The following is a 26114-nucleotide window of genomic DNA, read 5'->3' on the forward strand; positions in this document are numbered from 1 at the left end:
TGCTTGGGTATATTGCACTAGCGCTATCAGCAAAAACTATCCAAAAAACCGGTAACACACCGCGATGGCGGCCACCACCCCCGCCAGCTCAGCCAGCAAGGCGCAGCCCACGGCGTGCCGGGCGCGCTGAATGCCCACGGCCCCAAAGTACACGGCCAGCACGTAAAAGGTGGTTTCGGTGCTGCCCTGGATGGTGGCGGCGGCCAGGGCAGCAAAGCTGTCCACGCCCTGGGTCTGCATGGTCTCGATGAGCATGGCGCGCGCCGCGCTGCCCGAGAACGGCTTGACCAGGGCGGTGGGCAGTGCGTCCACAAACCGGGCGTCGGCGCCCAGCGTGGTCACGCACCAGCGGATGCCGTCCAGCACATAGCCCAGCGCGCCCGAGGCGCGGAACACGCCCACGGCGCACAGCATGGCCACCAGGTAGGGCAGCAGGCCCTTGGCCACGTCAAAGCCTTCGCGCGCTCCCTCGATAAACGCCTCGTACACCGGCACCTTGCGCCATGCGCCCAGCGCCACAAACAGCACGACCAGCGCAAACAGCGTGAGGTTGCCCAGCAGCGACGACAGCGAGGCCAGGGCCGCAGCGCTGAGCGTGGTCAGCAGCGCCATGAACCCGCCCAGCACCAGCGCCACGGGCAGCAGATAGGCCAGCACCACGGGGCTCCACAGTGGCAGGCGCTGCACCACGGCCACGCTCAGCAGCCCCACCAGGGTGGAGGCAGACGTGGCCAGCAGGATGGGCAGAAAGACCAGCGTCGGGTCGGGCGCGCCCTGCTGCATGCGGTACATGAAGATGGTCACCGGCAGCAGCGTGAGCGACGAGGCGTTGAGCACCAGGAACAGGATCTGCGCGTTGGTGGCGGTGTCGGGCTCGGGGTTCAGCTCCTGCAGGGCCTTCATGGCCTTCAGGCCCATGGGCGTGGCCGCGTTGTCCAGCCCGAGGGCGTTGGCGGCAAAGTTCAGCGTCATCAGGCCCAGGGCAGGGTGGCCCCGGGGCACACCCGGCATCAGGCGCAGGAACAGCGGGGCCAGCCACCGGGCCAGGGCATCGACCAGGCCCGCCCCCTCTGCAATCCGCAAAAAGCCCAGCCAGAGCGTGAGGGTGCCAAACAACAGCACCATCACCTCGACCGACAGTTTGGCCATGGCAAACAGCGCTTCGACCATGGCCGCAAAAATCTGGGCGTTGCCCCCCACCAGCCATTGGGCCAGGGCCGCGATGGCCGCCGTGAGGAAAAAGCCCAGCCAAAGGGTGTTGAGCATCAGTGCACCGGGCAGGGGTCAAAGGAAGGAGCTTTGCGCATGTCGCCGAGGTTAACTGCACCGCTGCGTGCAACTGGTGGAGAGCGTGGCGGAAGGGCAACGAAAGTGTCCATGGTGGTCAGTGGTACCCTATAGGGTTCGGTCTGAAGTTGCACGCCCATCCTCTGGGGGCAGTTCGGGAGGCGTTTTTTCTCCCGGCGGCTCCTGCATGGCTGCAGTAACTCCCACACACGGCGCCCCAGCGCGCCGCATTCACATCAAGGAAAAGAGATCCATCATGGGCGCGCAGTGGAAAGCAAAAGGCAAGGCACAGGTGGCCGACGCCAAGGGCAAGCTGTTTGGCAAGCTGGTCAAGGAAATCACCGTGGCTGCACGCGGCGGTGCCGACCCCGCCAGCAATGCCCGCCTGCGCCTGGTGGTGGAGCAGGCTCGCAAGGCCTCCATGCCCAAGGACACGCTGGAGCGTGCCATCAAGAAGGGCTCGGGCACCGGCGCGGACGCGGTGAACTACGAACGCGTGATCTATGAAGGTTTTGCCCCCCACCAGGTGGCCGTGATGGTTGAATGCCTGACCGACAACGTGAACCGCACGGCCCCCGAGATGCGTGTGCTGTTCCGCAAGGGCCAGCTGGGCACCTCGGGCTCGGTGGCCTGGGACTTCAATCATGTCGGCATGATCGAAGCCGAGCCCGCCACCCCCGACGCTGACCCCGAACTGGCCGCCATCGAGGCCGGTGCGCAGGACTTTGAAGCGGGCGACGAAGAGGGCACCACCACCTTCTGGACCGACCCCACCGACCTTGACCTTGTCAGCCGCGCGTTGCCCGCCCACGGCTTCACGGTGCTGTCCGCCAAGCTGGGGTACAAGCCCAAGAACCCGGTGAACCCCGCCAACCTCACGGCTGAGCAGCTGGAGGAGGTTGAGAACTTCCTGGCGGCCATCGATTCGAACGACGACGTGCAAAACGTGTTTGTGAGCCTGGGTGGTTGATGTGCGCGCGCAGGCGCCGACACAGGTGCTGAAGAGGGTGCCCTGGATGGCGCCCCTGGCTTTGACGGACGGACTGACTGTTTCATGACTGCTGACCACTACGCAGCCCTTGGGCTGGCGGCCAACGCGTCGCTGGCGGACATCAAGAAGGCTTTTCGCCAAAAGGCCTCGTTCTACCACCCCGACCGCAACACGGCGCCCGACGCCGCACAGCGCTTTGCCGAGGTGCAAAAGGCCTATGAGGTGCTGTCTGACGACGACGCCCGCCAGGCCTATGACGACAACCGCCGCCGCAATCTGCTGGACGACCCGCTGCAGACCGCCCAGGAGATCTGGCAGGCCTACAGCGCACGCATTCTTTCTCATCCTTCCGCCCTGTGAAACTTTCTCCCTATTTTTATGACCTGCGCTCGGCCTACCAGGCCGAGCTGGACGACCTGGTGTCCGACTCCGAGGGCAACGACGTTCTGCGCAAGCGCCTGGCCGAAAAGCGCAACGAGATGGCGTTTTTGGTGCAGATGATGGAACTGGCCCCCGAAATGGTGGCCGTGGTCTTTCACCGGGGCTTTCGCTTTACCAAACCGGCTGCACTGGAGCATCTGCTGGGCTTGCCGGTGAACGAGCTGCCCGACTGGCACAGCCTGACCCATGCCGTAGCGTTGGAGCCCTGGGCAATGAGTCTGGCCCAGACCGTGTTGCGCGAGCCCCAGGGCGCTCGCTTTCTGACCGTAGCCGCCGGCCTGGAATACCTGCAACAGCACGCGCGCCTGGCTCCGGCCGCAGCGTCGCATGGCGACAGCGATGCCGAGGACGATGGTGAAGATACCGCCGAACACGACGATGACTACAGCGCCCTGAGTGCCGACGACGCGGTGGACCCGCAAAACAGCCGTACGCGCGAAGAGTCCAGCGCCAACTGGCTGGCCGATGTGGGCTTTGAGCGCAAGGAATGACGACCATGAGCAGCAGCAACCAACACCTGGCCCTGATCACCAAGACCACCAGCCTCATCGCGGCCGGTGACATCGTGGGCGCCGAGTCGGCGCTGGCCGAACTGGCCGACAGCGATGGCGACGGCGCGCTGATGGTGGTGCTGGACCAGCTGGCGCCCAAGGACATCCTGGCCGTGATGCGCGAGTACGACGACTCCAAGGCTTCGGTGGTCAACATGCTGGTCACGCCCGAGCAGTTTGCGCGCGCGATGGTGCTGGAAAAGCAGTACAAGGACCTCACCCACACCCACCTGCGCAATATGGTCAACGCGGTGGTGTTCCGTGACGATGCCGACCCGGTGGAGTTCCTCACCGCGATTGGCGACCTGGAGGGTGGCGCCGAGGCCCTGGCCAACTACTTTGCCGAAAAGTGGAGCCGCATCGAGGCCTTTGCCCGCACCGGCACCTTTGACGCCACCGAAGACTACGGCGTCACACTGAGCGACGACGAGCTGCTGGCCTCGGGCTATGTGCAGCCGCGCATCGACCTCGATGAAGTGGCCGACCGCGACTGGATGCAGATGGCCTGGCTGCTGCGCTATGAGTGCCGCGACCTGTTCATCGAGATGCTGCTGGTGCTGCGTGCCAAGGCCCGCGCGTTTGACCAGGGACGGGAAGAGGGCGAAGAGACGTCCGAAGAAGACGATGGCAAGTTCGAGACCAGCGAAACCGACCGCGGCAAGGCCACGCCTGCCGCACGGGCTTCCGACGAAGAGTCTGCAATTTAGTGAACAACCCCCTGAGGCGCTTCGCGCCTTCCCCCTTCTCTCGAATGGCTGTGCCATTCGAGAGAAGGGGGACACCGTCAGCGCGGCGGGGCGGCCCTTGCGCGGCGGTCCTGGTATGGGCCGCGCCAGTTTCATAGCCCATGAGCAGCGCGAAGCGCGATAGATTCAGACATGACCGTGCCTCCCACGCCTTCCTCAATTTCTGCACCAGTCGCTACTGCCAATGCCCTGCAACTGCACGACGCGCGCCCTTTCTTTGAAAAGGCGCTGGTCTACGGCGTGCAGCACGGCCTGATTGACGCGGACCGGCTGGCGGCCATCAATGCCGATGCGCCCAAGGGCATGGTGCAGATCGCACGTTACTTTGGCAGCGAGTTTCTGCGCCCGGAGCTCGAGAAGGCGCGGGACCGCATGGTCAACCTGATCAGCCTGTACCTGCTGGAGACCACAGCCGGTGATCTGGCCAAGGCGGCGGTGTCGCTGCGCGACAACTCCTTTTTGTCGCGCTCCAAAGGCGGCTCGGACATGCTCAAGCGCCTGATCGCCATGCCCGAGAGCAGCAACTTCGGCATGGGCGGCTATGCGGATGCCGAAACCCCACTGCTGGCTGCCTGGTCGCTGCGCAGCCATGCCGACTACCGCGCCGAGCTGGCCCGCCGCAGCCACATCGCCCAGGCCATCGCCGCCGCCGAGTGGCTGGCCGCGCAGTACGACCTGGACACCGACGAGCTGGAAACCGCCGGTGCCGACGCCGAGGCCGTGATCCGCACAGGGCTGCTGATGCAGGCGCTGAACCCCAAGGCCATGGCGGCGAGTGAGTGGCCCAGCGCCCCGGTGTTTGAAAAGCTGGTGACTGCACTGCGCAAAAAGAGGGCACCCCTGCCGACGGCGCTGCGCCTGCCCCCCAGCGTGCCGGCAGAGCTGCGTGACGTGCTGCAAGCCCAATGCGCCACCGTGCTGGCCGACCTGCCCAAACTGCTGCAATCCGCTGCGCCGCTGCGCACCCTGCTGCGCCCCATGGGCGCTTTCAGGGCACGCTACTTCCTGCTGGACGACCCTCTGGCCGAAGTGGACAGCTTTCACCGCAGCCTGGATGTGCTGGAGGACGACGATGAGCCTCCACAGCCTGCCAGCAAGACATGGACCAAGGCGACCGGGGGCAACGACGATGAGCACTCGCTGCTCACGCTGTTTCTGTGTCTGGCCGCCGGTGCGCCCAAGAAGACGCTGCTTACCGAGAAAACCGCCGCCAGCCTGGTGCGCAAGATCCGCAAGTCTGGCCTGCAGCCCGAGCTGGCGTCTGACTTCATCCGCAGCCACGCGGCTGCCGCCTTCCAGCAGGACTACCTGGCTCTCTGGTCTGGTTTTTTGCAAGACGCGCAGGCCACGCTGACCAGCGACCGCGACTACCAGATGCACGATGCGCTGGCGCTGCTGCGGCGCGAATGCCACGTGGTGGGTTGATCCTCCGTCCTGCTGGCGCTGCTAAAGCGCTTTGATTCAAGGCTGCCGGAATTCGGACAGCACCAAGGTTGTGTTGTCGATGGGGTTGGTGCCCACCCTGAAAGGCTCGGAACGGCCAGACCTTTGCGCTCCGCTGGTTTCGGTGTACTCCACCGTGTAGGTGCCAGGCGTCACGCGTTCCAGTGTCTCGCCGCTTTGGGGCGCCAGATAGACCTGGCGCAGCAGATCACAAGGCTCTGCGCCTACGGTGCACAAGCGCGCCCACAGGCCCTCGGGCGTGGGGTTCCTCAGCAGCACCAAGCCTGCGCCACTGGATGCGCCCCAGGGTTGGTCGGGCAAACTCCCGGAGGATTTAGGCCACTGGCCCTTGGGGTTTGATGGCGATTTGCCGTAAGGGTAGGGCAGAGTGTGGTGGACCTGGCGCCGCTCGGTTTTGGTGGGCGTCACCACATGGGCGGGTATGCGCGCCGCTGGCTTGGGAGGCGGCCCCCAGAGTACGTACCCGACCATGGTGATCGCCAGCGAGCCGATGGCCACGATGGTGCAGAACGCATGGATCGACATCCAGTGGCGCGTCTCGTCCTCGGTCGGGAGTCTGGACAGCCATTCATCGACCAGATCCCGCCCGGTGATCAGGTACAACATCCAGGCCAGCGCAGTCACCGACCAGATGATGGCCAGCGTAGTGGGTTGGGCCACTTCGTAGTACACACCCATGAGTAGCAGCTTGGGGAGCATGAACACCAGTTCGCCCAGCGCTGCCTCGGCGTGTGCCGACGGGCTCCATACCAAGACGGCCCAAAACACGAGGATGGCGAGGGCTCTGGCCGGGAGGTGCGTATGGCGTGTCTGAATCAACATGGCGGATGGGATTCTTGATCCTGGTGCACATTATTTTGGGGTACGCATTGGGCTGTGGACTCGATGTTCCCCTCTGGGGTGGCGCAAACCCGGCCTGGTTGCTCGCGCAGCGCCCATATCGCTGCAGGAGCTCTCGGTTACCATTGTTCACGCCGATAACGATCCAAGATCCGCCTGGCATGCAATAGCAGCCACGCATGCACGATGAACTGGCCTTGCTGGCCCCACTTGCCCCCGTTACTTCCTACAGTGCACAGTCCCACCCTCGTTATCGTAGCGGCCATTCTTGCAGCGCTGGTTACCACTGTGCTGTCTGCCGTGTGGTTCTTCAACAGGAACATCCCAGGGCTGCGCTTGTGGGCGCTAGCACTGTTTTGCACCACCGTGTTTTGCGCCAACCTGATGTTGCGCGACCATGTCCCGCAGTTGCCTTCGGTATTGCTGGCGCAGGGCTCTATTGCGTTGACGGCCTACCTGTGCCTGCTGGGCGCGCGTGAATACATGGGACGAGCGCCGCTGCGGCATGGCATGGCTGCGGTTGCCATGGTGCTGCTGCTGGTAACGGTGGCGTATTTCACCGTGGTGCAGCCCCATCTGGGGGTGCGTTTTGTGCTGTCGGGGCTGGTGCCCGGCACGTGCTTTCTGTTTGCTGCGCACACCATGGCCAAAGGTGGCTTTCGCAAGGTACCGGCCCGGTATTTGTTTGCGGGCACGGTGGGTGTGCATGGCGTGTTTTTGCTGGTGCGGCCTTTGTTGTTCAAGCTGGCCGCACCGGCCGATGCGTCGCAACCCGAAACGGGCATGGTGGCTGCGCTGTCGCAGTTTGTGGTGCTGGAGTCCACCATGGCGCTGGTTCTGGTGGCGTTTGGCGCGTTGATGCTGACCAATGAGTTCATCACCAACGAACTGCGCCACCTGGCCGAGGTGGACCCGCTGACCAATGTGTTCAACCGCCGCGCGTTTCTGACCTTGTTGGACAAGGCCATCAGCAACGCCCAGCGCACGCAGACGACGTTGCCCGTGCTGGTGATGGACCTGGACCATTTCAAGAAGGTCAACGACAGCTGGGGCCACCGTGCGGGCGATGATGTGCTGCGCCATTTTGTGATGCTGGCCCAGCGCTGCCTGCGCAAGGAAGACGTGATGGGCCGCCTGGGGGGTGAGGAGTTCGCGATCTTCTTGCCCAATGCAGGGGCCGGTGGCGCCATTGCGGTGGCCGAGCGCCTGCGCGCCATGGTGGAGGCCCACCCTGTGGTGACCGAGCAGCGCAGCATTGCGCTCACGGTGAGTGTTGGCGTCACCCTGTGCGTGGGCAGCGAGTCGGCGGGTACGGCCTTGCAGCGTGCGGACGAGGCCATGTACCTGGCCAAGGAGCGGGGGCGCAACCGGGTGGAGATGACGGTGGCCCCAGCAGCGCCCTTGGTCCCCGTTACGGCAACCCCCGCGCCGGCCGCACCAACCACCCTGGCGGCCTAGGCGCAGCGGAGCGCCGGGAAGGCGCCCAGGCCTTGCAGCCCTGCGCCATGGCGTGCTGTGTCGGCTGCCCGACCCTGGTGATGGCCGCAGGGGGCACAAGGCAGGTGCTGCCCGGCACAATCAAAGCTTTCACACCACCCCCGGTGATGCGGGCAGACAACCCCATGGCAGTTCCACCCCCTTCTGGCGCACCCAAAGCCGCTACCTCCGCAGCCATCCACCCCTCGCCCCCTGCACCGCCTGCAGCGCCCGACCGGAGGGCGTTTCTGGCCATCGGCACGGGGGTGGCGCTCGCAGCGGCTGGTGCTGCCGGGTATTTTCTGCACCAGCCGGACAACGACAGGCAGCTGGTATTTGCCACCCTGCACGATGCGATGCGCGAGGCCGAGCGGCTGAACGCAGCTTCCGTCCACGCGCTGGAACCCGCCACGGCCTGGACCTGGGCGCAGACGCTGGTGCATTGCGCGCAGAGCATTGAATACTCGCTGCAGGGTTTTCCGTCGCCCAAGTCGGCGCTGTTCCAGAACACCCTGGGGGCTGCAGCTTTCAAGGTGTTTACCCTGCGGGGACGCATGAGCCACAACCTGGCCGAGCCCATTCCGGGTGCCCCGGCGCTCGATGCGCAGACCACGGACACATCGGCCGCCATGGCCCGCCTGCGCCAGGCGGTGCAGGACTTTGCCATCCACACCGGCGCACTGCAGCCCCACTTTGCCTATGGCGCCTTGACCCGGGCGCAGTACGAGCAAGCGCACGCCATGCACCTGGCCAACCATCTGTCGGCCTTTGATGGGCGCGGCTAGGTCAGGCGCTCAAGACGGGAGCTGCGCTCCTCTGAATCTGCTGGACCAGCTCCGTACCGCAGGCATAAGCCCCACGCAATTGCAGCCAAATTGATGCAAGTCAAGGTAGGCGGCCAACCGCGCGCAGCCCATGAAGGCCCTGCGCTTACGATACTTTTTGAGGTGAGGCGTCTGCGCTGATGTGACGGCCAATGCGCTCTGCCTCCGCACCAAAGAGGATCAGAGCCATGGGCAGCAAGTGGAAAATTTATGCGGCGGTCGCAGCGCTGTTGTTGCTCGGCACCGCGCTGGTCGTGCGCTGGGCGCCCTGGCAGCCCAAAGGGCCGGGCCCGGGCTTTGTGAGCGGCAACGGCCGCATCGAGGCCACCGAGATCGCCGTGGCCACCAAGCTCGCGGGCCGGGTGCAGGACATCCTGGTGGCCGAGGGCGATTTTGTGAAAGCCGGGCAGCCCGTGGCCCGTATGCAGATCGACGGCCTGCAAGCCCAGCGCGAAGAGGCCGTGGCCCGGCTGCAGCAGGCGCAACTGGCCATCAGCAGCGCACAGGTGCAGGTGGCCCAGCGCGAGAGCGACTACCAGGCTGCATTGGCGGTCGTGGCCCAGCGCGAGAGCGACCTCGACACCGCCCGCCGCCGCCTGCCGCGCTCTGAGCAGTTGGCGCGCGAAGGCTTTTTCTCCAGCCAGTTGCTCGACGACGACCGCGCCAAGGTGCGCAGCCAGCAGGCCGCTGTGACGGCTGCCAAGGCCCAGGCGAAGGCCGCACAGGCGGGCATTGGCGCGTCGCGCACGCAGGTGACCAGTGCCGAGGCCAATGTGCGTGCGCTGGAGGCCACGCTGGCGCGCATTGATGTGGAGCTGGCCGACAGCGAACTCAAGGCACCGCGCGACGGGCGGGTGCAGTTCCGCGTGGTGCAGCCCGGCGAGGTGGTGGGCGCAGGTGCGCGCGTGCTGCAGCTGGTGGACCTGAGCGATGTGTACATGACCTTCTTTTTGCCCGAGACCGTGGCGGGCCGGGTAGCACTGGGCAGCGAGGTGCGCATCGTGCTCGATGCCGCACCGGGCTTTGTGATCCCGGCCACCGTGTCGTTTGTGGCCAGCACCGCTCAGTTCACGCCCAAGACGGTGGAGACCGCCAGCGAGCGCCAGAAGCTCATGTTCCGCGTGCGGGCCCAGATCGACAAGGCACTGCTGCTGCGCCACCAGGCGCAGGTCAAGACCGGCCTGCCCGGCTTGGCCTGGCTGCTGGTGGACCCCGCCGTGGAATGGCCCGCCAACCTCGCCATCAAGGCGGACCAGTGAGCCTCCCCGGCAGCGTGGCACCCGTGGCCCGCCTGCGTGGCGTGGGCCAGCGCTACGGGCGCACGGTGGCGCTCGCAGACATCGATTTGGAAGTGGCCGCGGGCCGCATGGTGGGCCTGATCGGGCCGGATGGCGTGGGCAAGTCCAGCCTGCTGGCGCTGGTGGCGGGCGCACGCGCGGTGCAGCAGGGCACGGTGGAGGTGCTGGGCGGCGACATTGCCAAAGGCCGCCACCGCAGCCGGGTGTGCCCCCGCATCGCCTACATGCCGCAGGGCCTGGGTAAGAACCTGTACCCCACGCTGTCGGTGGAAGAGAACCTGCAGTTCTTTGGCCGCCTGTTCGGGCACGACGCGGCCGAGCGGCGCCGCCGTATTGATGAACTCACACGCAGTACCGGCCTGCACCCGTTTCTGGCGCGGCCTGCGGGCAAGCTTTCGGGCGGCATGAAGCAGAAGCTGGCGCTGTGCTGCGCGCTCATCCACGACCCCGACCTGCTCATCCTGGACGAGCCCACCACCGGCGTGGACCCGCTGGCGCGCGCGCAGTTCTGGGATCTGATCGGCCGCATCCGCGCCGCGCGGCCCGGCATGAGCGTGATCGTGGCCACGGCATACATGGAGGAAGCCCAGCGCTTTGAATGGCTGGTGGCGATGGACGAGGGGCGCATTCTGGCCACAGGCACCCCGGCCGAGCTGATGGCCCGCACCGGGCACGATTCGCTGGAGCAGGCCTTTGTGGCCCTGCTGCCCGAGGCCAAGCGCCGGGGCCACCAGGCGGTGCAGATTCCGCCGCTGGACCGGTCGCAGGCAGACGATGCCACCAACGTCGCCATCGAGGCGCGCGACCTGACCATGCGGTTTGGCGACTTTGTGGCGGTGGACCATGTGAGCTTTCGCATCCAGCGGGGCGAGATCTTTGGCTTTCTGGGCAGCAACGGCTGCGGCAAGTCCACTACCATGAAGATGCTCACCGGCCTGCTGCCCGCCAGCGACGGGCAGGCCTGGTTGTTCGGCCAGCCAGTGGACCCCAAGGACATGGCCACACGGCGGCGCGTGGGCTACATGTCGCAGGCGTTTTCGCTGTACAGCGAGCTGTCGGTGGAGCAGAACCTGGTGCTGCATGCACGCCTGTTCCACGTGCCCGAGGCCGAGGTGCCCGCGCGTGTCACGGCGATGCTGGAGCGCTTTGACCTGCAGGCTGTGCGCAGTTCGTTGCCCATGAAGCTGCCGCTGGGAATGCGCCAGCGCCTGTCGCTAGCCGTGGCCATGGTGCACCAGCCCGAGCTGCTGATTCTGGACGAGCCCACCTCGGGCGTGGACCCGATGGCGCGCGACAACTTCTGGCGCCTGATGGTGGAGCTGGCGCGGCGCGACAAGGTCACCATCTTCATCTCGACCCACTTCATGAACGAGGCCGAGCGCTGCGACCGCATCTCGCTGATGCACGCAGGGCGCGTGCTAGAGAGCGCTGCGCCGCAGGACATTGTGGCCAAACGCGGCGCCACCACGCTGGAAGAAGCCTTCATCGGCTACCTGGAGGATGCTGCGGGAACGGCCCAGGCCCCTGTACCTGTGCCTGTGCAGGCTTCGGAGCCCGCTGCGCTATCGCCCGTGCCTACCCACGACGCCCCCACCTGGCCCACCCGCCTGCGCCAGAGCCTCGCCCGCATCCACAGTACCCAGTGGCGCGAATCGCTGGAGCTGCGCCGCGACCCCGTGCGCGGCGCCATGGCGTTGCTGGGCTCGCTGATCCTGATGTTCGTGATGGGCTACGGCATCAGCATGGACGTGGAGAACCTGCGCTTTGCCGTGCTGGACCGAGACCAGACTGCGCTGAGCCGCGCCTACACGCTGAACCTGGCGGGCTCGCGCTACTTCACCGAGCAGCCGCCCATCACCACCTACGCCGAGCTGGATGCACGCATGCGCTCCGCCGAAATATCGCTGGCGCTGGAGATCCCGCCCGGCTTTGCACGCGATGTGGCACGCGGCCAGCCCGTGCAGATCGGCGCCTGGGTGGACGGCGCCATGCCCCAGCGCGCCGAAACCGTCATCGGCTACGCCCAGGGCCTGCACCAGCAGTGGCTGGTGGAGCAAAGCCGCAGCCGCACAGGCACGGTGCCCCGGGGCCTGCTGGAGGTGGAGCCGCGCTACCGCTACAACCCCGACGTGCGCAGCCTGCCATCCATGGTGCCTGCCGTGATCCCGCTGCTGTTGCTCATGCTGCCCGCCATGCTCACGGCCCTGGCCGTGGTGCGCGAGAAGGAGCTGGGCTCCATCATCAACCTGTATGTCACGCCCACCACGCGCACCGAATTCATGCTGGGCAAACAGCTGCCCTATGTGCTGCTGGCGCTGTTTAATTTTGGCCTGATGTGCCTGGCGGCGGTGACGGTGTTTGGCGTGCCGATGACGGGAAGTTTTGCCACGTTGACATTGGCCGCCGTGGTGTTCAGCCTGTGCTCCACGGGCATGGGCCTCCTGGCCTCCACCGTCACGCGCAGCCAGATTGCGGCGATGTTCTTTGCCATGGTGGGCACGATCATTCCGGCCGTGCAGTTCGCCGGGCTCATCAACCCCGTGTCGTCCATGACGGGCTTTGCGCGCCGGTTCGGAGAGGCCTACCCGGCCAGCCACATGTTCACCATCAGCCGGGGCGTGTTCAACAAGGCGCTGGGCCTGCAGGATTTGCAGGCCGAGTTCTGGCCCATGCTGGTGGCGGTGCCGGTCATCGTCGGTACTGCGATCTTGCTGTTACGCAAGCAGGAGACCTGACATGGCGCTGCGTGGACGGTGGTCGAACATCTTTCGGTTAGGCATCAAGGAGCTGTGGAGCCTGTGGCGCGACCCGGCCATGCTGTTCCTCATCGTCTACACCACCACGCTGGCGGTGTATTCGGCGGGCATGGCGCAGCCCGAGACGCTGCACCACGTGCCCATTGCCATCGTGGACGAGGACGACTCGGCCTTGTCCCAGCGCATCGCCACCGCGTTCTACGCGCCCCAGTTCACGCGCCCCGCGATGATCAGCATGCGCGAGGTGGACCCGGGCCTGGACGCAGGCCGCTTTACGCTGGTGCTGCACATCCCCGCGCATTTCCAGCGCGACGTGCTGGCGGGCCGGGTGCCGCAGGTGCAGCTCAACATCGACGCCACGCGCATGGGGCAGGCGTTTGCGGCCAATGGGGCTGTGCAGCAGATCGTGCAGCTGGAGGTGGCTGAGTTCGTGCAGCGCGACCGCGCCGTGGCCGCCCAGCCCATCGAGCTGACGGTGCGCTCGCGCTTCAACCCAGCGCTCAACCCCGCGTGGTTTGGGTCGCTCATGGAGCTGATCAACATCGTGACCATGCTATCCATCATCCTCACGGGCGCCGCGCTGATCCGCGAGCGCGAGCATGGCACGGTGGAGCATTTGCTGGTGATGCCCGTCACCCCCGGCGAGATCATGCTGGCCAAGGTCTGGGCCATGGCGCTGGTGGTGCTGGTGGCTACCTGGGTGTCGCTCACGGCGGTGATCCGCTGGGCGATTGGCGTACCCATCGAGGGTTCGGTGCCGCTGTTCCTGCTGGGGGCCACGCTGCACCTGTTTGCCACCACGTCCATGGGCATCTTCATGGCCACAGTGGCGCGCAGCATGCCGCAGTTTGGCTTGCTGATGGTGCTGGTGATGATGCCGCTGCAGATGCTGTCGGGCGGCGTCACCCCGCGCGAGAGCATGCCGCTGTGGGTGCAGTACGGCATGGCGCTCGCGCCCACCACGCACTTCACCGAGCTGGCCCAGGCCATCCTCTACCGGGGTGCGGGCTGGGCGGTGGTGTGGCCGTCGCTGGTGTGGCTGCTGGGCATTGGTGCGGTGCTGTTCAGCCTGGCGCTGGCGCGGTTCCGCAAGACGATTGCGCGCATGGCATGAATGTCGGGGAGACTGTATGTGCTATTGAATATATAGCTGCCAAGGCATATTCAACTAGCGCTTGGGGCTAATTAGACGCAAAATCCACGCTGCCGGGCCGCCCAGGCAGGTTTAGCTGCGCCACGAGCGCCGGGCTGCTGGCCACCCGCTGGCCACGCCGCCACACACCCAGGCGCGTGGCCCGCAGGCGGATGGCGTCCACCGGGTTGCGCGCATGCAGCAGCACCAGGTCGGCATGGCAGCCGGGGGCGATACCGTAGCCCTCCAGCCCCAGCAGCTTGGCGGGATTCACCGTCACCGCATCAAAACACTGCCGCATCGCGGCCTGGCTGGTCATTTGTCCCACGTGCAGGCCCATGTGCGCGGCCTCCAGCATGTCGGCGCTGCCGCCGCTGTACCAGGGGTCGAGCACGCAGTCGTGGCCAAACGCCACTGTCAGGCCCGCAGCCATCAGCTCGGGCACGCGGGTCATGCCCCGGCGCTTGGGGTAGGTGTCGTGGCGGCCTTGCAGCGTGATGTTGATGAGCGGGTTGGCCACCACGCCCAGGTCGGCCTCGGCCATCAGTGCCATCAGCTTGCTCACGTAGTAGTTGTCCATGCTGTGCATGGAGGTGAGGTGCGAGCCCGTCACGCGGCCGTGCAGGCCCAGGCGCTGGGTCTCGTACGCCAGGGTTTCGACGTGGCGCGAATGCGGGTCGTCGGATTCGTCGCAGTGCATGTCCACACGCTTGCCGCGCTCGGCGGCCAGCTCGCAGAGGATCTTCACGCTCTCAGCCCCCTGCGCCATGGTGCGTTCGAAGTGCGGAATGCCGCCCACCACGTCCACGCCCATATCGAGCGCGCGCTTCAGGTTGGCTAGCCCGCCGGGCGCGCGCAGCACACCGTCTTGTGGGAAGGCCACCAGCTGCAAATCCAGGTACGGCGCCACGCGCTGCTTTACCTCCAGCAGCGCCTCCACCGGCAGCAGGCTGGGGTGGCTGGTGTCCACATGGCTGCGGATGGCCAGCAGGCCGCGCGACACGGCCATGTCGCAGTACTGCAGCGCGCGCTGCACGATGGCGTCGTGGGTCAGCGTGGGCTTGAGTTCGCCCCACAGCGCAATGCCTTCGAGCAGCGTGCCGCTCTCGTTCACGCGCGGCTGGCCGTAGCTCAGGGTCGAATCCATGTGGAAATGCGCGTCCACAAACGGCGGGCTCACCAGCAGGCCACCCGCATCTACCGTTTCATGCGCAGGGGCTTGCAGGCTTTCGGTCACTTCGGTGATGCGGCCGCCTTGCACGGCGATGGACATGTTCTGGCGGCCGTCGGGCAGGCTGGCATGGGTGATGAGCAGGTCGAGCATGGTGGGGGAGTGTAGATATTCGTCGGGACGCGCTGGCACACTGCGGGGTCTCAAAAAGAAAGGGTCATCCGATGAACGCACATGAAAAGCTGAACTATGTCGAATTTGCCGCGTGCGATGTGCCCGCCACGAAGTCGTTCTTTGAAAAGGCCTTTGCATGGACCTTTGTGGACTATGGCCCCGAATACACGGCCTTCTCGGGCCAGGGGTTGGACGGCGGCTTCTTCCGCGCCAGCCTGTGTTCCACCCCAGCCACTGGCGGCGCCTTGCTGGTGTTCTACAGCGCTGACCTCGAAGCCACATTGGCCAAGGTGGAGGCGGCAGGTGGCCATGTGGTCAAGCCGGTGTTCGACTTTCCGGGAGGACGGCGCTTTCATTTCACAGAGCCCAGCGGCAACGAGTTTGCGGTGTGGTCCGATCACCGCTCCCCCTTGCGGTAGGGCTTCATCAGCGCCTGCGGATACGCCGCCTTGCGTGCCACCAGCACCAGCGCCAGGATGGACAGCAGGTACGGCAGCATCAGATACACCTGGTACGGCAGCCACGCATCGCCCGCCTGCTGCAGCCGCAGCTGCAGCGCGTCAAAGAAGGCAAACAGCAGCGCACCCAGCAGCGCCTTGCCAGGCCGCCACGAGGCAAACACCACCAGCGCCACGCAGATCCAGCCGCGGCCGTTGATCATGTTGAAGAAGAACGCGTTGAACGCCGACAGCGTGAGGAACGACCCCGCCACGCCCATCAGCGCCGACCCGGCCACGATGGCGCCGGTGCGCATGGCCGCCACCGAGATGCCCTGGCCCTCGGCCGCCTGCGGGTTCTCGCCCACCATGCGTACCGCCAGGCCCAGGGGGGTGCGCATCAGCACCCAGGCCAATAGCGGCACCAGCAGCAGGGCCAGCAGCGTGAGTGGGGTTTGTGCCGACAGGATAGGAATGCCCAGCCATTCCATCGGTGCAAAGGGCTCGATGGTGGGTGGCGTGTTCACCTTGGGGAAGCTCACCCGGTAGCCGTAGTAGCTGAGCGCCGTGGCCAGCAGCGTGATGCCCAGCCCGGACACATGCTGCGACAGCGCCAGCCCCACGGTGAGCCATGCGTGCAGCAATCCAAACACTGCGCCGGTGAGCGCCGCCACCAGCACCCCGGCCCACAGTCCATGGCCCGTGTACACCGCGAGCCAACCAGTGAAGGCGCCAGCGACCATGATCCCTTCAATGCCCAGGTTGAGCACCCCGGCGCGTTCACACAGCAAAACCCCCAGCGTGCCCAGAATGAGCGGGGTGGCGACCCGCAGGGTGGCAATCCAGAACGCTGGGTTGGCGAGGATGTCGAGCAGTTCGGTCATGTGCCCGCCTCAGTGCTGGTTACTTCAATTTTGATAGCTTCCAGCGCTTTATGGATAAGCGCTAGAGGCCAATTTGGCTTGAAATTCTGGATGAAGCAGGGAGTCATCTTCGTCGTGAGTGATGCTTTCCTTCGACCTCTGCACGACGCAACTGGCGCGGCCAAAGCCAGTGCCACCGTGGAACTGGCTTTGCCAGGCCACGGGTGGCGTCCCCCTCCCGAAGGAGAGGGGGAAGACGCGAAGCGGCTCAGGGGGTGTCTCATTTCTTCACGCGGTACTGCGTCAGCAGCCCGGCCACCAGCACCGCAATCAGCGAAGTCGCCACGATCACATCCGCAATGTAGGTGGGCACGCCCACCGCGCGGCTCATGCTGTCAGCCCCCACCAGCACGCCCGCCACGAAGGTGCCCGCCGCAATCACGCCCAGCGGGTGCAGTCCGGCCAACATGGCGATCACGATGCCGCTGTAGCCGTAGCCGGGCGACATGTCGAGCGTCACATAGCCAGTGCGGCCCGCCACTTCGATGGCGCCGGCCAAGCCTGCGAGCCCGCCGGAGAGCAAGGCGACCAGCACCACCGTGCGGGTGATAGGCACGCCCGCAAAGGCAGCAGCGCGTGCATTGGCCCCCGCAGCACGAATGTCAAACCCCGGCACCGTGCGTGCCAGCAGCGCCCACAGCATCACGGCCAGCGACACGGCCCACAGCAGGCCCGTGTGCAGCCGTGTCTGCGGCACCAGCTTAGACAGCTCCAGATCGCCCTGCAGCGCCACACTCTGCGGCCAGCCCATGGAGAGCGGGTCTTTCATTGGCCCATCGAGCAGGGCTGACACCAGCAGCAGCATGATGAAGTTGAGCAGCAGTGTGGTGACCACCTCGTCCACGCCCAGCCGCGCCTTCATCAGCGCCGGGCCCAGCAGCAGCGCCGCGCCCGCCAGCGCGGCCGCCAGCATCATCAGCGGAAAGAGCACATAGGGCGACCACTCCAGCCCCGTGCCCCCATGCATGCCGCCCACGGCCACGGCGGCCAGCGCCCCGGCGTAAAGCTGCCCCTCGGCCCCAATGTTGAACAGCCGCGCGCGGAAGGCCACAGCCGCTGCCAGCCCGGTCAGGATCAGTGGCGTGGCGCGGGTGAGGGTTTCTGTCAGTGCAAACACCGAGCCGAACGCGCCTTGGAGCAGCAGCACATAGGTTTGCCCCACAGGCGCACCAGCCCACAGTACCAGCAAGGCGCTGACGATCAGTGTGAACACCACGGCACCCACCGGTGCCAGCACGTAGGCGGCGGGGGAGGTGTGGTTGCGTTTTTCAAGTCTCATGCTGGGTTGTTCTTGTTGTTGTCGCTCAATGGACAGCGCCCGCCATGGCCAGGCCGATGGCTTCGCGTGTCCAGTCTTCGGCGCGTCGCGCCTCGCTCAGTTGTCCGTCGTGCATGACGGACACACGGTCACCCAGCGCCAGCACTTCGTCCAGATCGTCCGAGATCAGCAGCACGGCCGCTCCCGCATCGCGCGCGTTGATGAGCTGCTGCTGCACAAACATCACCGCGCCAATGTCCAGCCCCCAAGTAGGCTGGTGGGCCACGATGAGCTGGGGCGCAGGCGCGGCGTAGCCCGCTGCGTCCTTCGGCGGCATCAGCGCCCGGCCCAGGATGAGCTTTTGCATGTTGCCGCCGGACAGCGACCGGGCGGGGGTGTCCGGCCCGCCGCCGCGCACGTCAAAGGTCTCGGCCACGCGCTGTGCATGCTGGCGCGCAGCGCGGCGTTTGACCCAGAAGGCTCGGAACCACGGGTGCGCAAACCAGGGGCCGCGCAGGCGTTCGGCCACCGCGTTCTCCCACACGGGCAGGTCGCCCACCACGCCCACGGCGTGGCGGTCTTCGGGGATGCGGGCCACGCCCTGGCTGACCAGCCATGCGGGCCGCGCTTGCAGCGTCGCGCCGCGCAGGGTGACCTGGCCGGTGGTGGCTGCTCGCACGCCACACAGCACATCGGCCAGCGCCACCTGGCCGTTGCCGCTCACGCCTGCAATCGCCACGATCTCGCCGGCGCGCAGGGCGAGGGAGACCTCGTGCAACCGATCGCGCCCGGTGGGGGCGGTACTCACGTTGTCGAGGGTGCAGATGGGCTCGCCCACGCTCCGTGCGGGGCGGCGCTCGGCCGCCTCAATCGCATGGCCCACCATCCATTGCGCGAGCTGCCCCTGGGTGGTGCCCTGCGCAGGCGCCTCTGCCACCAGCTTCCCCTGGCGCAGTACGACCACGCGGTGCGATACGCGCAGCACCTCGCCCAGCTTGTGGCTGATGAAGATGATGGACAGGCCCTGCGCCACCATCTGCGCCAGGGTGTCGAACAGCGCCTCGCTCTCCTGCGGGGTGAGTACGGCGGTGGGCTCGTCCAGGATGAGGATGCGAGCGCCGCGGTACAGGGCTTTCAGGATTTCGACCCGCTGGCGCTCGCCCACTGAGAGGCTGCCCACGCGGGCATCGGGGTTGACGGGCAAGCCAAACTGCTGTGACACCGCCAGCAGCTTGGCCCGCGCCTCGCTGCGGCGTGAGAAGGGCTGCCACAGCGGCTCGCTGCCCAGCAGCACGTTGTCCAGCACCGTGAGGTTGTCGGCCAGCGTGAAGTGCTGGTGCACCATGCCAATGCCCGCCGCCAGCGCCGCACGCGGCTGGCCAGGCGGCAGGGGCTGACCAAACACTTCGATGCTGCCTTCGTCGGCCACGTAGTGCCCGAACAGGATGGACATCAGTGTGGACTTGCCTGCGCCGTTTTCGCCCAGCAGTGCTAGCACTTCGCCGCGTGCCAGGGTCAGACTGATAGTGTCGTTGGCGACGAGCTTGCCGAAACGTTTGGTGATTTTCCTGAGCTGCAGCACGGTGGTGGTCATGGGCGAGATGGTATTCAAGATTGATGCCAGGTCGAACCATGGTTTTCTTTAGTGCAGCGTATTTCTGTCACAGCAGTTGCAAATGGATGCGCTGAGCCGCCGCGTCTACCTTTTGTCTCTGCATAGGATGGCGGAGCCCCGGTTCCTAGTGCCTGCGGCAGCTACATATCAATTTCATTTGTTCCGCATGACTACCAACTCCCAGAAGACTGATTTCGGGCATTCCGGCCTCTATGACCGTTCTATTTTCCAAAACGAGTTCACGGCGCAGTTCAGCAAGAGCGGGCGGTACAACGCGGCCGCGATTCCCGATATGCTTAATTTGTTGGGCATGATGGAGCGCGATCCAGGCGTCACTGACGTACGGCAGGTGGCCTACATGCTGGCAACGGTCATGTGGGAGACAACTTCTCCGATCACCGTTGCCCGTCCCGCACTTAGCAAAAAGGGCCGTCCGCTCCTGGACAAGCACAACCAACCTGTAATGTTGCGCGAGCGCAAGTGGCTGATGACTATGGCCCCTGTGGACGAAGTAGGGCGGGGCAAAGGGCGCAGATACTACGAGCCCGTGAAGGTCAAGAAGCTTCCCAGCGGTTCGGTGCGGATCACGGAGCAGGATGGTGATCAGTTCACCGTGTCGCCCACCGGACTGATCACACCACTCACGAAAAAGGCCAAGATGGGGACGGCCGAGGGCGGCACAGCCGATGCAGCATACGCCGAGGATGATGGAGTTGAACAGGCGTATTTTGGCCGCGGCTATGTTCAGCTGACTTGGTGGTCCAACTATGCAGTCGCCGGCGTTGCATTGGGGCGTGGACTCGATCTGCTGTTAAACCCTGAACTCGTGAAGACCCCAGAGGTGGCTTACGCGCTAATGTCCCAGGGCATGCGGACCGGCCGTGGTTTTGCCAACGGCCGCAGCTTCTCACAATACTTCAGCGCGGGCTCTACGAACTATGTGGCGGCGCGCAGTATGGTGAACGGCAGCGACCATGCAACTGACATAGCTGGAATCGCCCAGCAGTTCGAGAAAATCCTGCTCAAGGCTCGAATATCCAGAACCCTTGAGGAGGTGACTCCATGACGCGGGTGTATCTGCTGCGAGCAGTTTGGGGGGGGCTGGCGGCCTTCGTTAGTATGGCTGGTATCCTGCCGCTCGCCGCTGCTCAGTCCCTGGCGGTTGAAACCGCGAAGGCTACCCCGCCCACATTGTGCGGATGGCTAGACAACCCTACCCCTGGGAATGTGGATTTCATTGATCGCGAAGGCAGCTGGATGGTTGGAATGCAGGGCGGACACCAGGCCGTGGGCAGCGTGCCGACCTTTCCGTCGGCGCGCTGGGTGCGCACAGGCCATGGCAGCGCTGGCTATGGATGCGTGTGCATGAAGGCCCGCATTGACCGGGAGGATCGGAAGATTCTCGAGTTTGTACAGGCGCGATCTATGCCACTAGCAGCCTGCCGCAAGGATCCTGCCATCAAGGGCCTAGAGCCATTCAATCCCTTGAAGTGAAGGCCTTGTGTCGTCGCTGCTGCGTTGAGGTGACAGTTGGTGCCACTCAATGCCACGCCGCCAGAAACGCCCGCAACACCTTGGCCGAGTTGGCGGCCGCCAGGCCCATGAAGGTGCCCATTTCGTTCTCGCCATCACCACCGCCGGCGAGGTCGCTCAGCGACCGGAAGGCGATGTAGGGCACGCCGTTGCTGTGGGCGACCATGGCTGTGGCGGCGGTTTCCATGTCGAGCACGTTGGCCTCGAAGGTCTTGAAGGCGTATTCGCGGAAGGCCTTGTTGTCCACAAAGGCTTGGCCCGATACGCCGTTGCCGCCCACCACCAGTTGTGGGCGCTGCTTGAGGCAGGTGGCGGCCAGGCAGTGCTCCAGGCCCACGTTCTGCAGGCTGCGGGCGGTGGCCAGCATCTTGGGGTCGGCTTCGAACCAGAACTTCTTGCTGAGTTGGGGGTTGGCGGCGGACCGCACTTCCACCGGACGCGGGTGCATCATGCCGAAGGCGGGCAGGGTCAGCTCGCTTTTCATCCACGCGGGGGCGCTGTACTGGCCGGGTTTGTCTTCACGCGCCATCAGCCATTCCATGTACTGGCCCCACTGTGCGGGCACCGTCACGTCGCCAATGTGCAGGCTAGGGTTCACGCCGCCCGCAATGCCGCTGAAGACCACATGGCTCACGTGGAAGCGGTCCAGCACCAGCTGGGTGTTCATGGCCGCGTTGGTCATGCTGATGCCCGACAGGAACACCACCACGGGCTTGCCTTCGAGCGTGCCGGTGGTGAAGTCCACGCCGTTGATGCGGTGCTTGGCGGGCTGCTGCACCTGGGGCAGCAGCACGGTCAGCTCGGGCGCAAAGGCGGAGATGACGGCGATGCGGGGCGTGTCGTCCAGCCGCACGGCTGTTTTGCCAGGCGAGGTGGCGGCACAGCCCGCGACCACGGCGGCCAGGGCCAGGGCGCCCAGCAGGCGGGTGCACCGGGTTGTCAGAGTCGGCTTGGTGGTGTGGTGCGAAAACATGGTGGGTGAGCCTTGTCGGGGTGCAATAGCGGTGAGCATCAAAACAAACAGGCCACCGCTTTGCTGGGGTGGCCTGTGCACAGAAGTTGAGGACGCGGGCACGGCGCCCGCTGCATCCGGTGCTTACTTGGCCGTGGACTTGGGCTGGCTGTCGTCCACCTTCACGGTGAACTTGCCGGCCAGGATGTCGGCTTCTTTGGCTTTGACCTTGGCGACGATGTCGGCCGGCACCTTCTTCTCGAATGTGCCCAGGGGCGCGAGTTCGGAGCCCTTGTGTTTCATCATCGAATATGGGCCGTAGTCCTCGGCCGTGAATTTGCCGTCCTTGACCAGCTTGAGCGCGCGCTCGATGCTGGGCTCCATGTGCCACAGGGCCGATGCCACCACGGTGTCGGGGTACTGCTCTTGCGTATTGATCACGTTGCCGATGGCGAGCTTGCCTTTTTCCTTGGCCGCGTCGCTCACGCCAAAGCGCTCGGCGTAGAGCACGTCGGCGCCCTTGTCGATCATGGCGAAGGTGGCTTCCTTGGCCTTGGGTGGGTCAAACCAGCTGTTGATGAAGGTGATGGTGAACTCGACCTTGGGGTTGGTCTCCTTGGCGCCCGCCATGAAGGCGTGCATCAGGCGGTTGACTTCGGGGATGGGGAAGCCGCCCACCATGCCGATCTTGTTGGTCTTGGTCATGCCGCCAGCCACCATGCCGCTCAGGTATGCGGGCTCCTGGATGTAGTTGTCGAACACGCTGAAATTGGGCGCCTGCGGCTTGCCGGAGGAGCCCAGCAGGAACGAAGTCTTGGGGAAGTCCTTGGCCACTTTGCGGGCGGCGGCTTCTACCGCAAAGGCCTCGCCCACGATGAGCTGGTTGCCGCCGGTGGCGTACTCGCGCATCACGCGCTCGTAGTCGGCGTTGCTCACGTTTTCGCTGGCCTTGTATTCGATCTCGCCACGTGCCTCGGCGGCCTTGAGGGCCTTGTGGATGCGGCTGACCCATTGCTGTTCAAAAGGCACCGTGTAGATCGCCGCGACCTTGATCTTGGACTGTGCGAAGGCCAAAGAGGGCGCCATCGCCATGGCGGCCGAGAGGGCCATGGAGGTGCAGAGCAGGCGTCCGGTGAAGATGCGGCGAGTGGTCATGGTGGGGTTCCTTCAGACAAGCAAACAAGGAGGTTGGGTGTGCTGCTACCAAGCAAGGAGCGCGCCAGTCGGTGGCTGTGTAACTGCAAACCAGCGGCAAGTCTGCCAGAGGAAAGCCACCAGTTGGTAAAAAAATGGTGCATGCGTGCAGCGCATCCGGAAACCAGGCTGGGGCACCCCACCAGAGTAGGGCTCCCAGTGGGCTGCTACGCAACGCAGGGAGGCCCGGTGATGAAAAAAAGCCACCGCTGGGCGGCAGGCCCTGCGGTGGCTGGTGCACGGGCGCTACCGTTGTGCGCTTATTTGGTGCCAAAAATGCGGTCACCCGCATCGCCCAGGCCCGGCAGGATGTAGCCGTGGTCGTTCAGCTCGCGGTCGATGGCGGCGGTGAAGATGGGCACGTCGGGGTGGGCCTTCTGCAGCGTGGCCACGCCTTCAGGGGCGGCCAGCAGGCAGACGAACTTGATGGAGCGGGGGTTGAGCTTCTTGAGGCGGTCCACACAGGCCGCGGCCGAGTTGCCGGTGGCCAGCATCGGGTCCACCACGATGATGTCGCGCTCGTCCATTTCGGACGGCATCTTGAAGTAGTACTCCACGGGCTGCAGCGTGGCTGGGTCGCGGTACAGGCCGATGTGGCCCACGCGGGCGCCGGGCACCACGTTGAGCATGCCGTCCAGAAAGCCGTTGCCCGCACGCAGGATGGAGACCAGCACCAGCTTCTTGCCATCGATCATCTTGCCGGTCATGGTCTCCAGCGGGGTTTCGATCTGCACATCCTGCAGCGGCATGTCGCGGGTCACTTCGTACGCCATCAGCGTGGACAGCTCGCCCAGCAGACGGCGAAAGCTGTTGGTGCTGGCGTCTTTCTTGCGCATCAGCGTGAGCTTGTGCTGGACGAGGGGGTGGGTGATGACGGTGACGTTGCTCATGGGGAACCTGAAAGGAGAAGGGCAGAGGCCTTTGCGCTGATGATCAGGCACGCTCTGCCGCGCGGTGAGTGAAAAAGTGGGGGCTAGTCTGCCAGAAACCGTGCCAGGCGCGACAAATCGACGTTGCCGCCGCTGATGAGAATGCCGACGCGCGCGCCGTGGATGTCCACGTTGCCATGCTGGGCCCCGGCGAATGCCAGGGCGCCCGTGGGCTCGACCACGATCTTCATGCGCTCGGCAAAAAAGCGCAGGGATTCGACCAGCTGCTCGTCGGTGGCGGTGACCATGTCGTCGGCCAGGCGCTGGATGATGGGGAAGGTGAGCTGGCCCAGCGCCTGGGTTTGTGCGCCGTCGGCAATGGTGTGGGGCGTGGGGATCTGCACCACATGCCCGGCCTTGACCGACTGCTGGCCGTCGTTGCCCGCTGCGGGCTCCACCCCTACCACCCGGCATTGCGGCGCCAGGGCCTCGGCGGCCAGCAGGCTGCCCGCCAGCAGGCCGCCGCCACCGACGCAGACGAACAGGTAGTCCAGGTCGGGCACTTCTTCAAAAAGCTCCTTGGCCGCCGTGCCCTGGCCCGCGATCACATGGGGGTGGTCGAACGGGGGGACCAGCGTCATGCCGCGCTCCAGCGCCAGGCGGCGGCTGATGGCCTCGCGGTCTTCGGTGTAGCGGTTGTAGGTGACGACCTGGGCGCCATAGTCGCGCGTGGCGGCCATCTTGGAGGCGGGGGCGTCCTCGGGCATGACGATGGCGGCAGGCATGTCCAGCAGCCGGGCCGACAGTGCAATGGCCTGGGCGTGGTTGCCGGCCGAGAAGGCGAGCACACCGCGTTCGCGCTGCTCGTCGGTGAACTGGGCCAGGGTGTTGAACGCGCCCCGGAACTTGAACGCGCCGGTGCGCTGCAGGTTCTCACACTTGAAGAACAGCTGCGCGCCCAGCCGCTCGTCGGCGGTGCTGGAGCGCAGCACGGGCGTGCGGTGCGCCATGCCCTTGAGCCGGTGCGCGGCAGCGGCCACATCGTCGTAGGTGGGTGGGGTCAGGCTGGGCAGCGTCATGGTGGCGGCATCCTTGTGGACAGGGCTGGAAGACGGCCAAACCCCTTAAGGCCTGATGATAGCCCTTCGCCTCGCCATTTCAAGCAAAAGGGCTTGCAAGCGCTAGTGCTGCATGCCTGGGCAGCTATACATTTTGATGTGGCACATGCCCGTGCGCGCACCGCAATCCGGGCCGCATGGCGCGGCCCGGCGGCGCTCAGCCCAGCTCGCTGAACCGTTGCAATGGTGTGAGCGCCGGGAACTCGCCCGCGCGTTTTTGCTTCATGGCCGTGACCGATTCGCGCACATGCTGGTTGCTCCAGATGGCGCCCTGCAGCCAGCCCATCTGGCGCAGGCTGTCTTCCACGCTGTGGTCGCGCGCGTAGTTCACGGCCTGCTTGGTGCCCCAGATGGCCACCGGGGGTTTGGACGCGATCTCTTTGGCGCACTGCAGCGCAGCAGCCAGCATGGCCTCTTGCGTGTCGAACACCTCGTTGACCAGGCCATAGTCCAGGGCCTTGGCGGCGCTCAAGCGGCGGCCGGTGTAGGCCAGTTCTTTGACCACACCCAGCGGAATGAGCTTGGGCAGGCGCTGCAGCGTGCCCACGTCGGCCACCATGCCGATGTTGATCTCCTGGATGCAGAAGAAAGCGTCGGCCGTGGCGTAGCGGATGCAGCCTGCGGTGACCATGTCCACCGCACCGCCGATGCATCCGCCATGGATGGCCATGATCACCGGGATGCGCAGGTTGTCGATGCGTGTGAAGGTGGCCTGCATGTCAGTCAGCAGGTCGAAGATGGCGGCCCGGCCCTCGGGGCTCTGGTCGTCCATCGTGATGGCGCCGCCAAAGGTCTCCAGCGCCATCCCGGCGCTGAAATGTTTGCCGGTGCTGCTGATGACCAGCGCCCGCGCCTCGCCCGCCTGGTGCAGCTGGGCCAGCACCGTGTCCAGCTCGCGCCAGAAGGTAGGGTGCATGGTGTTCATGGCCTCGGGTTTGTTCAGAACCAGATGGGCCACGTGATCAGTGATGCTGAGGGAAAAGCAGGTGAGGGTGTTCATGGGGTGCCACTGTAGACCGGTGGGTGCAGGCCCGGTCGTCGCCTGGGTGACTGGGCGTGATTTC

The 26114-nt window shown here is 65.5% G+C and carries 24 protein-coding genes; 13 read left to right on the plus strand and 11 right to left on the minus strand.

Annotated features, from left to right (window positions below):
- Nucleotides 1-36 precede the first annotated feature (36 nt).
- Entirely contained in the window at nt 37-1266 is a 1230-nt protein-coding gene (locus C8C95_RS19970; RefSeq protein WP_116749719.1) for a spore maturation protein, read from the minus strand.
- Between the two features lie 277 nt (nt 1267-1543).
- On the opposite strand from C8C95_RS19970, the gene C8C95_RS19975 reads away from it, so the two are divergent.
- The 5 genes from C8C95_RS19975 to C8C95_RS19995 all read left to right on the plus strand — a co-directional run bounded on the left by C8C95_RS19975 (nt 1544) and on the right by C8C95_RS19995 (nt 5441).
- Complete coding sequence (locus C8C95_RS19975; RefSeq protein WP_056062254.1) at nt 1544-2257, plus strand: YebC/PmpR family DNA-binding transcriptional regulator; 714 nt, start codon at nt 1544-1546, stop codon at nt 2255-2257.
- A gap of 84 nt (nt 2258-2341) precedes the next feature.
- Nucleotides 2342-2638, plus strand: a complete 297-nt coding sequence (locus C8C95_RS19980) for a DnaJ domain-containing protein (RefSeq protein WP_015014301.1) — start codon at nt 2342-2344, stop codon at nt 2636-2638.
- Complete coding sequence (locus tag C8C95_RS19985) at nt 2635-3210, plus strand: hypothetical protein (protein ID WP_116749720.1); 576 nt, start codon at nt 2635-2637, stop codon at nt 3208-3210. The genes C8C95_RS19980 and C8C95_RS19985 overlap by 4 nt, the downstream gene beginning before the upstream one ends.
- Nucleotides 3211-3215: 5 nt before the next feature.
- A complete protein-coding gene (locus tag C8C95_RS19990) occupies nt 3216-3977 on the plus strand; it encodes a hypothetical protein (RefSeq protein ID WP_116750380.1) in 762 nt (253 codons plus the stop codon).
- Between the two features lie 171 nt (nt 3978-4148).
- A complete protein-coding gene (locus C8C95_RS19995) occupies nt 4149-5441 on the plus strand; it encodes a hypothetical protein (RefSeq protein WP_116749721.1) in 1293 nt (430 codons plus the stop codon).
- Between the two features lie 36 nt (nt 5442-5477).
- On the opposite strand, the gene C8C95_RS20000 is transcribed toward C8C95_RS19995, so the two are convergent.
- Nucleotides 5478-6302 carry a hypothetical protein gene (locus tag C8C95_RS20000; RefSeq protein ID WP_116749722.1) on the minus strand — a complete coding sequence of 275 codons (825 nt, stop codon included), beginning with the start codon at nt 6300-6302 and terminating at the stop codon, nt 5478-5480.
- 384 nt (nt 6303-6686) lie between these two features.
- Here C8C95_RS20000 and C8C95_RS20005 point away from each other — a divergent pair, with 384 nt between their 5' ends.
- From C8C95_RS20005 to C8C95_RS20025, 5 genes are all read left to right on the plus strand, one after another.
- Nucleotides 6687-7778 carry a GGDEF domain-containing protein gene (locus tag C8C95_RS20005; RefSeq protein ID WP_243415732.1) on the plus strand — a complete coding sequence of 364 codons (1092 nt, stop codon included), beginning with the start codon at nt 6687-6689 and terminating at the stop codon, nt 7776-7778.
- Nucleotides 7779-7942: 164 nt separating this feature from the next.
- On the plus strand, nt 7943-8581 hold the full coding sequence (locus tag C8C95_RS20010; protein WP_243415733.1) for a DUF1569 domain-containing protein: 639 nt from the start codon (nt 7943-7945) through the stop codon (nt 8579-8581).
- 227 nt (nt 8582-8808) lie between these two features.
- Nucleotides 8809-9879, plus strand: a complete 1071-nt coding sequence (locus C8C95_RS20015; protein WP_116749725.1) for an HlyD family efflux transporter periplasmic adaptor subunit — start codon at nt 8809-8811, stop codon at nt 9877-9879.
- The gene (gene rbbA / locus C8C95_RS20020; protein WP_116749726.1) at nt 9843-12653 is read left to right on the plus strand and encodes a ribosome-associated ATPase/putative transporter RbbA; all 2811 of its coding nucleotides are present in this window, start codon (nt 9843-9845) and stop codon (nt 12651-12653) included. The genes C8C95_RS20015 and rbbA overlap by 37 nt, the downstream gene beginning before the upstream one ends.
- 1 nt (nt 12654) lies before the next feature.
- Entirely contained in the window at nt 12655-13788 is a 1134-nt protein-coding gene (locus C8C95_RS20025; protein WP_116749727.1) for an ABC transporter permease, read from the plus strand.
- Between the two features lie 67 nt (nt 13789-13855).
- On the opposite strand, the gene C8C95_RS20030 is transcribed toward C8C95_RS20025, so the two are convergent.
- Nucleotides 13856-15130 (minus strand): amidohydrolase family protein, encoded by a 1275-nt coding sequence (locus C8C95_RS20030; RefSeq protein ID WP_116749728.1) that lies wholly within the window; start codon nt 15128-15130, stop codon nt 13856-13858.
- A 71-nt stretch (nt 15131-15201) separates the two neighbouring features.
- Here C8C95_RS20030 and C8C95_RS20035 point away from each other — a divergent pair, with 71 nt between their 5' ends.
- On the plus strand, nt 15202-15570 hold the full coding sequence (locus C8C95_RS20035; RefSeq protein WP_116749729.1) for a VOC family protein: 369 nt from the start codon (nt 15202-15204) through the stop codon (nt 15568-15570).
- Here C8C95_RS20035 and C8C95_RS20040 read toward each other — a convergent pair.
- The 3 genes from C8C95_RS20040 to C8C95_RS20050 form a co-directional block, all read right to left on the minus strand.
- On the minus strand, nt 15549-16472 hold the full coding sequence (locus C8C95_RS20040; protein ID WP_056746065.1) for an ABC transporter permease: 924 nt from the start codon (nt 16470-16472) through the stop codon (nt 15549-15551). The two genes, C8C95_RS20035 and C8C95_RS20040, sit on opposite strands and share 22 nt — an antisense overlap.
- A gap of 259 nt (nt 16473-16731) precedes the next feature.
- A complete protein-coding gene (locus C8C95_RS20045; RefSeq protein WP_116749730.1) occupies nt 16732-17790 on the minus strand; it encodes an ABC transporter permease in 1059 nt (352 codons plus the stop codon).
- Nucleotides 17791-17815: 25 nt separating this feature from the next.
- On the minus strand, nt 17816-19363 hold the full coding sequence (locus tag C8C95_RS20050) for an ABC transporter ATP-binding protein (RefSeq protein WP_116749731.1): 1548 nt from the start codon (nt 19361-19363) through the stop codon (nt 17816-17818).
- A gap of 187 nt (nt 19364-19550) precedes the next feature.
- Here C8C95_RS20050 and C8C95_RS20055 point away from each other — a divergent pair, with 187 nt between their 5' ends.
- Both C8C95_RS20055 and C8C95_RS20060 read left to right on the plus strand, forming a co-directional pair.
- The gene (locus C8C95_RS20055) at nt 19551-20450 is read left to right on the plus strand and encodes a glycoside hydrolase family 19 protein (protein WP_116750381.1); all 900 of its coding nucleotides are present in this window, start codon (nt 19551-19553) and stop codon (nt 20448-20450) included.
- The gene (locus C8C95_RS20060; protein WP_207780625.1) at nt 20447-20878 is read left to right on the plus strand and encodes a DUF4087 domain-containing protein; all 432 of its coding nucleotides are present in this window, start codon (nt 20447-20449) and stop codon (nt 20876-20878) included. Before C8C95_RS20055 ends, C8C95_RS20060 begins: the two co-directional genes overlap by 4 nt.
- Nucleotides 20879-20924: 46 nt before the next feature.
- Here C8C95_RS20060 and C8C95_RS20065 read toward each other — a convergent pair whose 3' ends face one another.
- The 5 genes from C8C95_RS20065 to C8C95_RS20085 form a co-directional block, all read right to left on the minus strand.
- Nucleotides 20925-21890 (minus strand): 5'-methylthioadenosine/S-adenosylhomocysteine nucleosidase, encoded by a 966-nt coding sequence (locus C8C95_RS20065; protein WP_116749732.1) that lies wholly within the window; start codon nt 21888-21890, stop codon nt 20925-20927.
- A 123-nt stretch (nt 21891-22013) separates the two neighbouring features.
- Entirely contained in the window at nt 22014-23024 is a 1011-nt protein-coding gene (locus C8C95_RS20070) for a BMP family protein (protein ID WP_056062290.1), read from the minus strand.
- A gap of 299 nt (nt 23025-23323) precedes the next feature.
- On the minus strand, nt 23324-23953 hold the full coding sequence (upp, locus tag C8C95_RS20075; protein WP_056062295.1) for a uracil phosphoribosyltransferase: 630 nt from the start codon (nt 23951-23953) through the stop codon (nt 23324-23326).
- A gap of 83 nt (nt 23954-24036) precedes the next feature.
- Nucleotides 24037-25011: a threo-3-hydroxy-L-aspartate ammonia-lyase gene (locus C8C95_RS20080; RefSeq protein WP_056062298.1), complete on the minus strand. Its 975-nt coding sequence runs from the start codon at nt 25009-25011 to the stop codon at nt 24037-24039.
- Between the two features lie 196 nt (nt 25012-25207).
- Entirely contained in the window at nt 25208-26050 is an 843-nt protein-coding gene (locus C8C95_RS20085; protein WP_116749733.1) for an enoyl-CoA hydratase-related protein, read from the minus strand.
- Between the last annotated feature and the right edge of the window lie 64 nt (nt 26051-26114).

Origin of the sequence: Acidovorax sp. 99, from assembly GCF_003096455.1 — a bacterium.
GTDB classification, from domain to species: domain Bacteria; phylum Pseudomonadota; class Gammaproteobacteria; order Burkholderiales; family Burkholderiaceae_C; genus Acidovorax; species Acidovorax delafieldii.

Excerpts from the sequence above, each read along its gene's own strand:
- C8C95_RS19970 (WP_116749719.1), bottom strand. The coding sequence starts at position 1,266 with ATGCTCAACACCCTTTGGCTGGGCTTTTTCCTCACGGCGGCCATCGCG.
- C8C95_RS19975 (WP_056062254.1), top strand. The coding sequence starts at position 1,544 with ATGGGCGCGCAGTGGAAAGCAAAAGGCAAGGCACAGGTGGCCGACGCC.
- C8C95_RS19980 (WP_015014301.1), top strand. The coding sequence starts at position 2,342 with ATGACTGCTGACCACTACGCAGCCCTTGGGCTGGCGGCCAACGCGTCG.
- C8C95_RS19990 (WP_116750380.1), top strand. The coding sequence starts at position 3,216 with ATGAGCAGCAGCAACCAACACCTGGCCCTGATCACCAAGACCACCAGC.
- C8C95_RS19995 (WP_116749721.1), top strand. The coding sequence starts at position 4,149 with ATGACCGTGCCTCCCACGCCTTCCTCAATTTCTGCACCAGTCGCTACT.
- C8C95_RS20000 (WP_116749722.1), bottom strand. The coding sequence starts at position 6,302 with ATGTTGATTCAGACACGCCATACGCACCTCCCGGCCAGAGCCCTCGCC.
- C8C95_RS20010 (WP_243415733.1), top strand. The coding sequence starts at position 7,943 with ATGGCAGTTCCACCCCCTTCTGGCGCACCCAAAGCCGCTACCTCCGCA.
- C8C95_RS20015 (WP_116749725.1), top strand. The coding sequence starts at position 8,809 with ATGGGCAGCAAGTGGAAAATTTATGCGGCGGTCGCAGCGCTGTTGTTG.
- rbbA (WP_116749726.1), top strand. The coding sequence starts at position 9,843 with ATGGCCCGCCAACCTCGCCATCAAGGCGGACCAGTGAGCCTCCCCGGC.
- C8C95_RS20025 (WP_116749727.1), top strand. The coding sequence starts at position 12,655 with ATGGCGCTGCGTGGACGGTGGTCGAACATCTTTCGGTTAGGCATCAAG.
- C8C95_RS20030 (WP_116749728.1), bottom strand. The coding sequence starts at position 15,130 with ATGCTCGACCTGCTCATCACCCATGCCAGCCTGCCCGACGGCCGCCAG.
- C8C95_RS20035 (WP_116749729.1), top strand. The coding sequence starts at position 15,202 with ATGAACGCACATGAAAAGCTGAACTATGTCGAATTTGCCGCGTGCGAT.
- C8C95_RS20040 (WP_056746065.1), bottom strand. The coding sequence starts at position 16,472 with ATGACCGAACTGCTCGACATCCTCGCCAACCCAGCGTTCTGGATTGCC.
- C8C95_RS20045 (WP_116749730.1), bottom strand. The coding sequence starts at position 17,790 with ATGAGACTTGAAAAACGCAACCACACCTCCCCCGCCGCCTACGTGCTG.
- C8C95_RS20050 (WP_116749731.1), bottom strand. The coding sequence starts at position 19,363 with ATGACCACCACCGTGCTGCAGCTCAGGAAAATCACCAAACGTTTCGGC.
- C8C95_RS20055 (WP_116750381.1), top strand. The coding sequence starts at position 19,551 with ATGACTACCAACTCCCAGAAGACTGATTTCGGGCATTCCGGCCTCTAT.
- C8C95_RS20060 (WP_207780625.1), top strand. The coding sequence starts at position 20,447 with ATGACGCGGGTGTATCTGCTGCGAGCAGTTTGGGGGGGGCTGGCGGCC.
- C8C95_RS20065 (WP_116749732.1), bottom strand. The coding sequence starts at position 21,890 with ATGTTTTCGCACCACACCACCAAGCCGACTCTGACAACCCGGTGCACC.
- C8C95_RS20070 (WP_056062290.1), bottom strand. The coding sequence starts at position 23,024 with ATGACCACTCGCCGCATCTTCACCGGACGCCTGCTCTGCACCTCCATG.
- upp (WP_056062295.1), bottom strand. The coding sequence starts at position 23,953 with ATGAGCAACGTCACCGTCATCACCCACCCCCTCGTCCAGCACAAGCTC.
- C8C95_RS20080 (WP_056062298.1), bottom strand. The coding sequence starts at position 25,011 with ATGACGCTGCCCAGCCTGACCCCACCCACCTACGACGATGTGGCCGCT.
- C8C95_RS20085 (WP_116749733.1), bottom strand. The coding sequence starts at position 26,050 with ATGAACACCCTCACCTGCTTTTCCCTCAGCATCACTGATCACGTGGCC.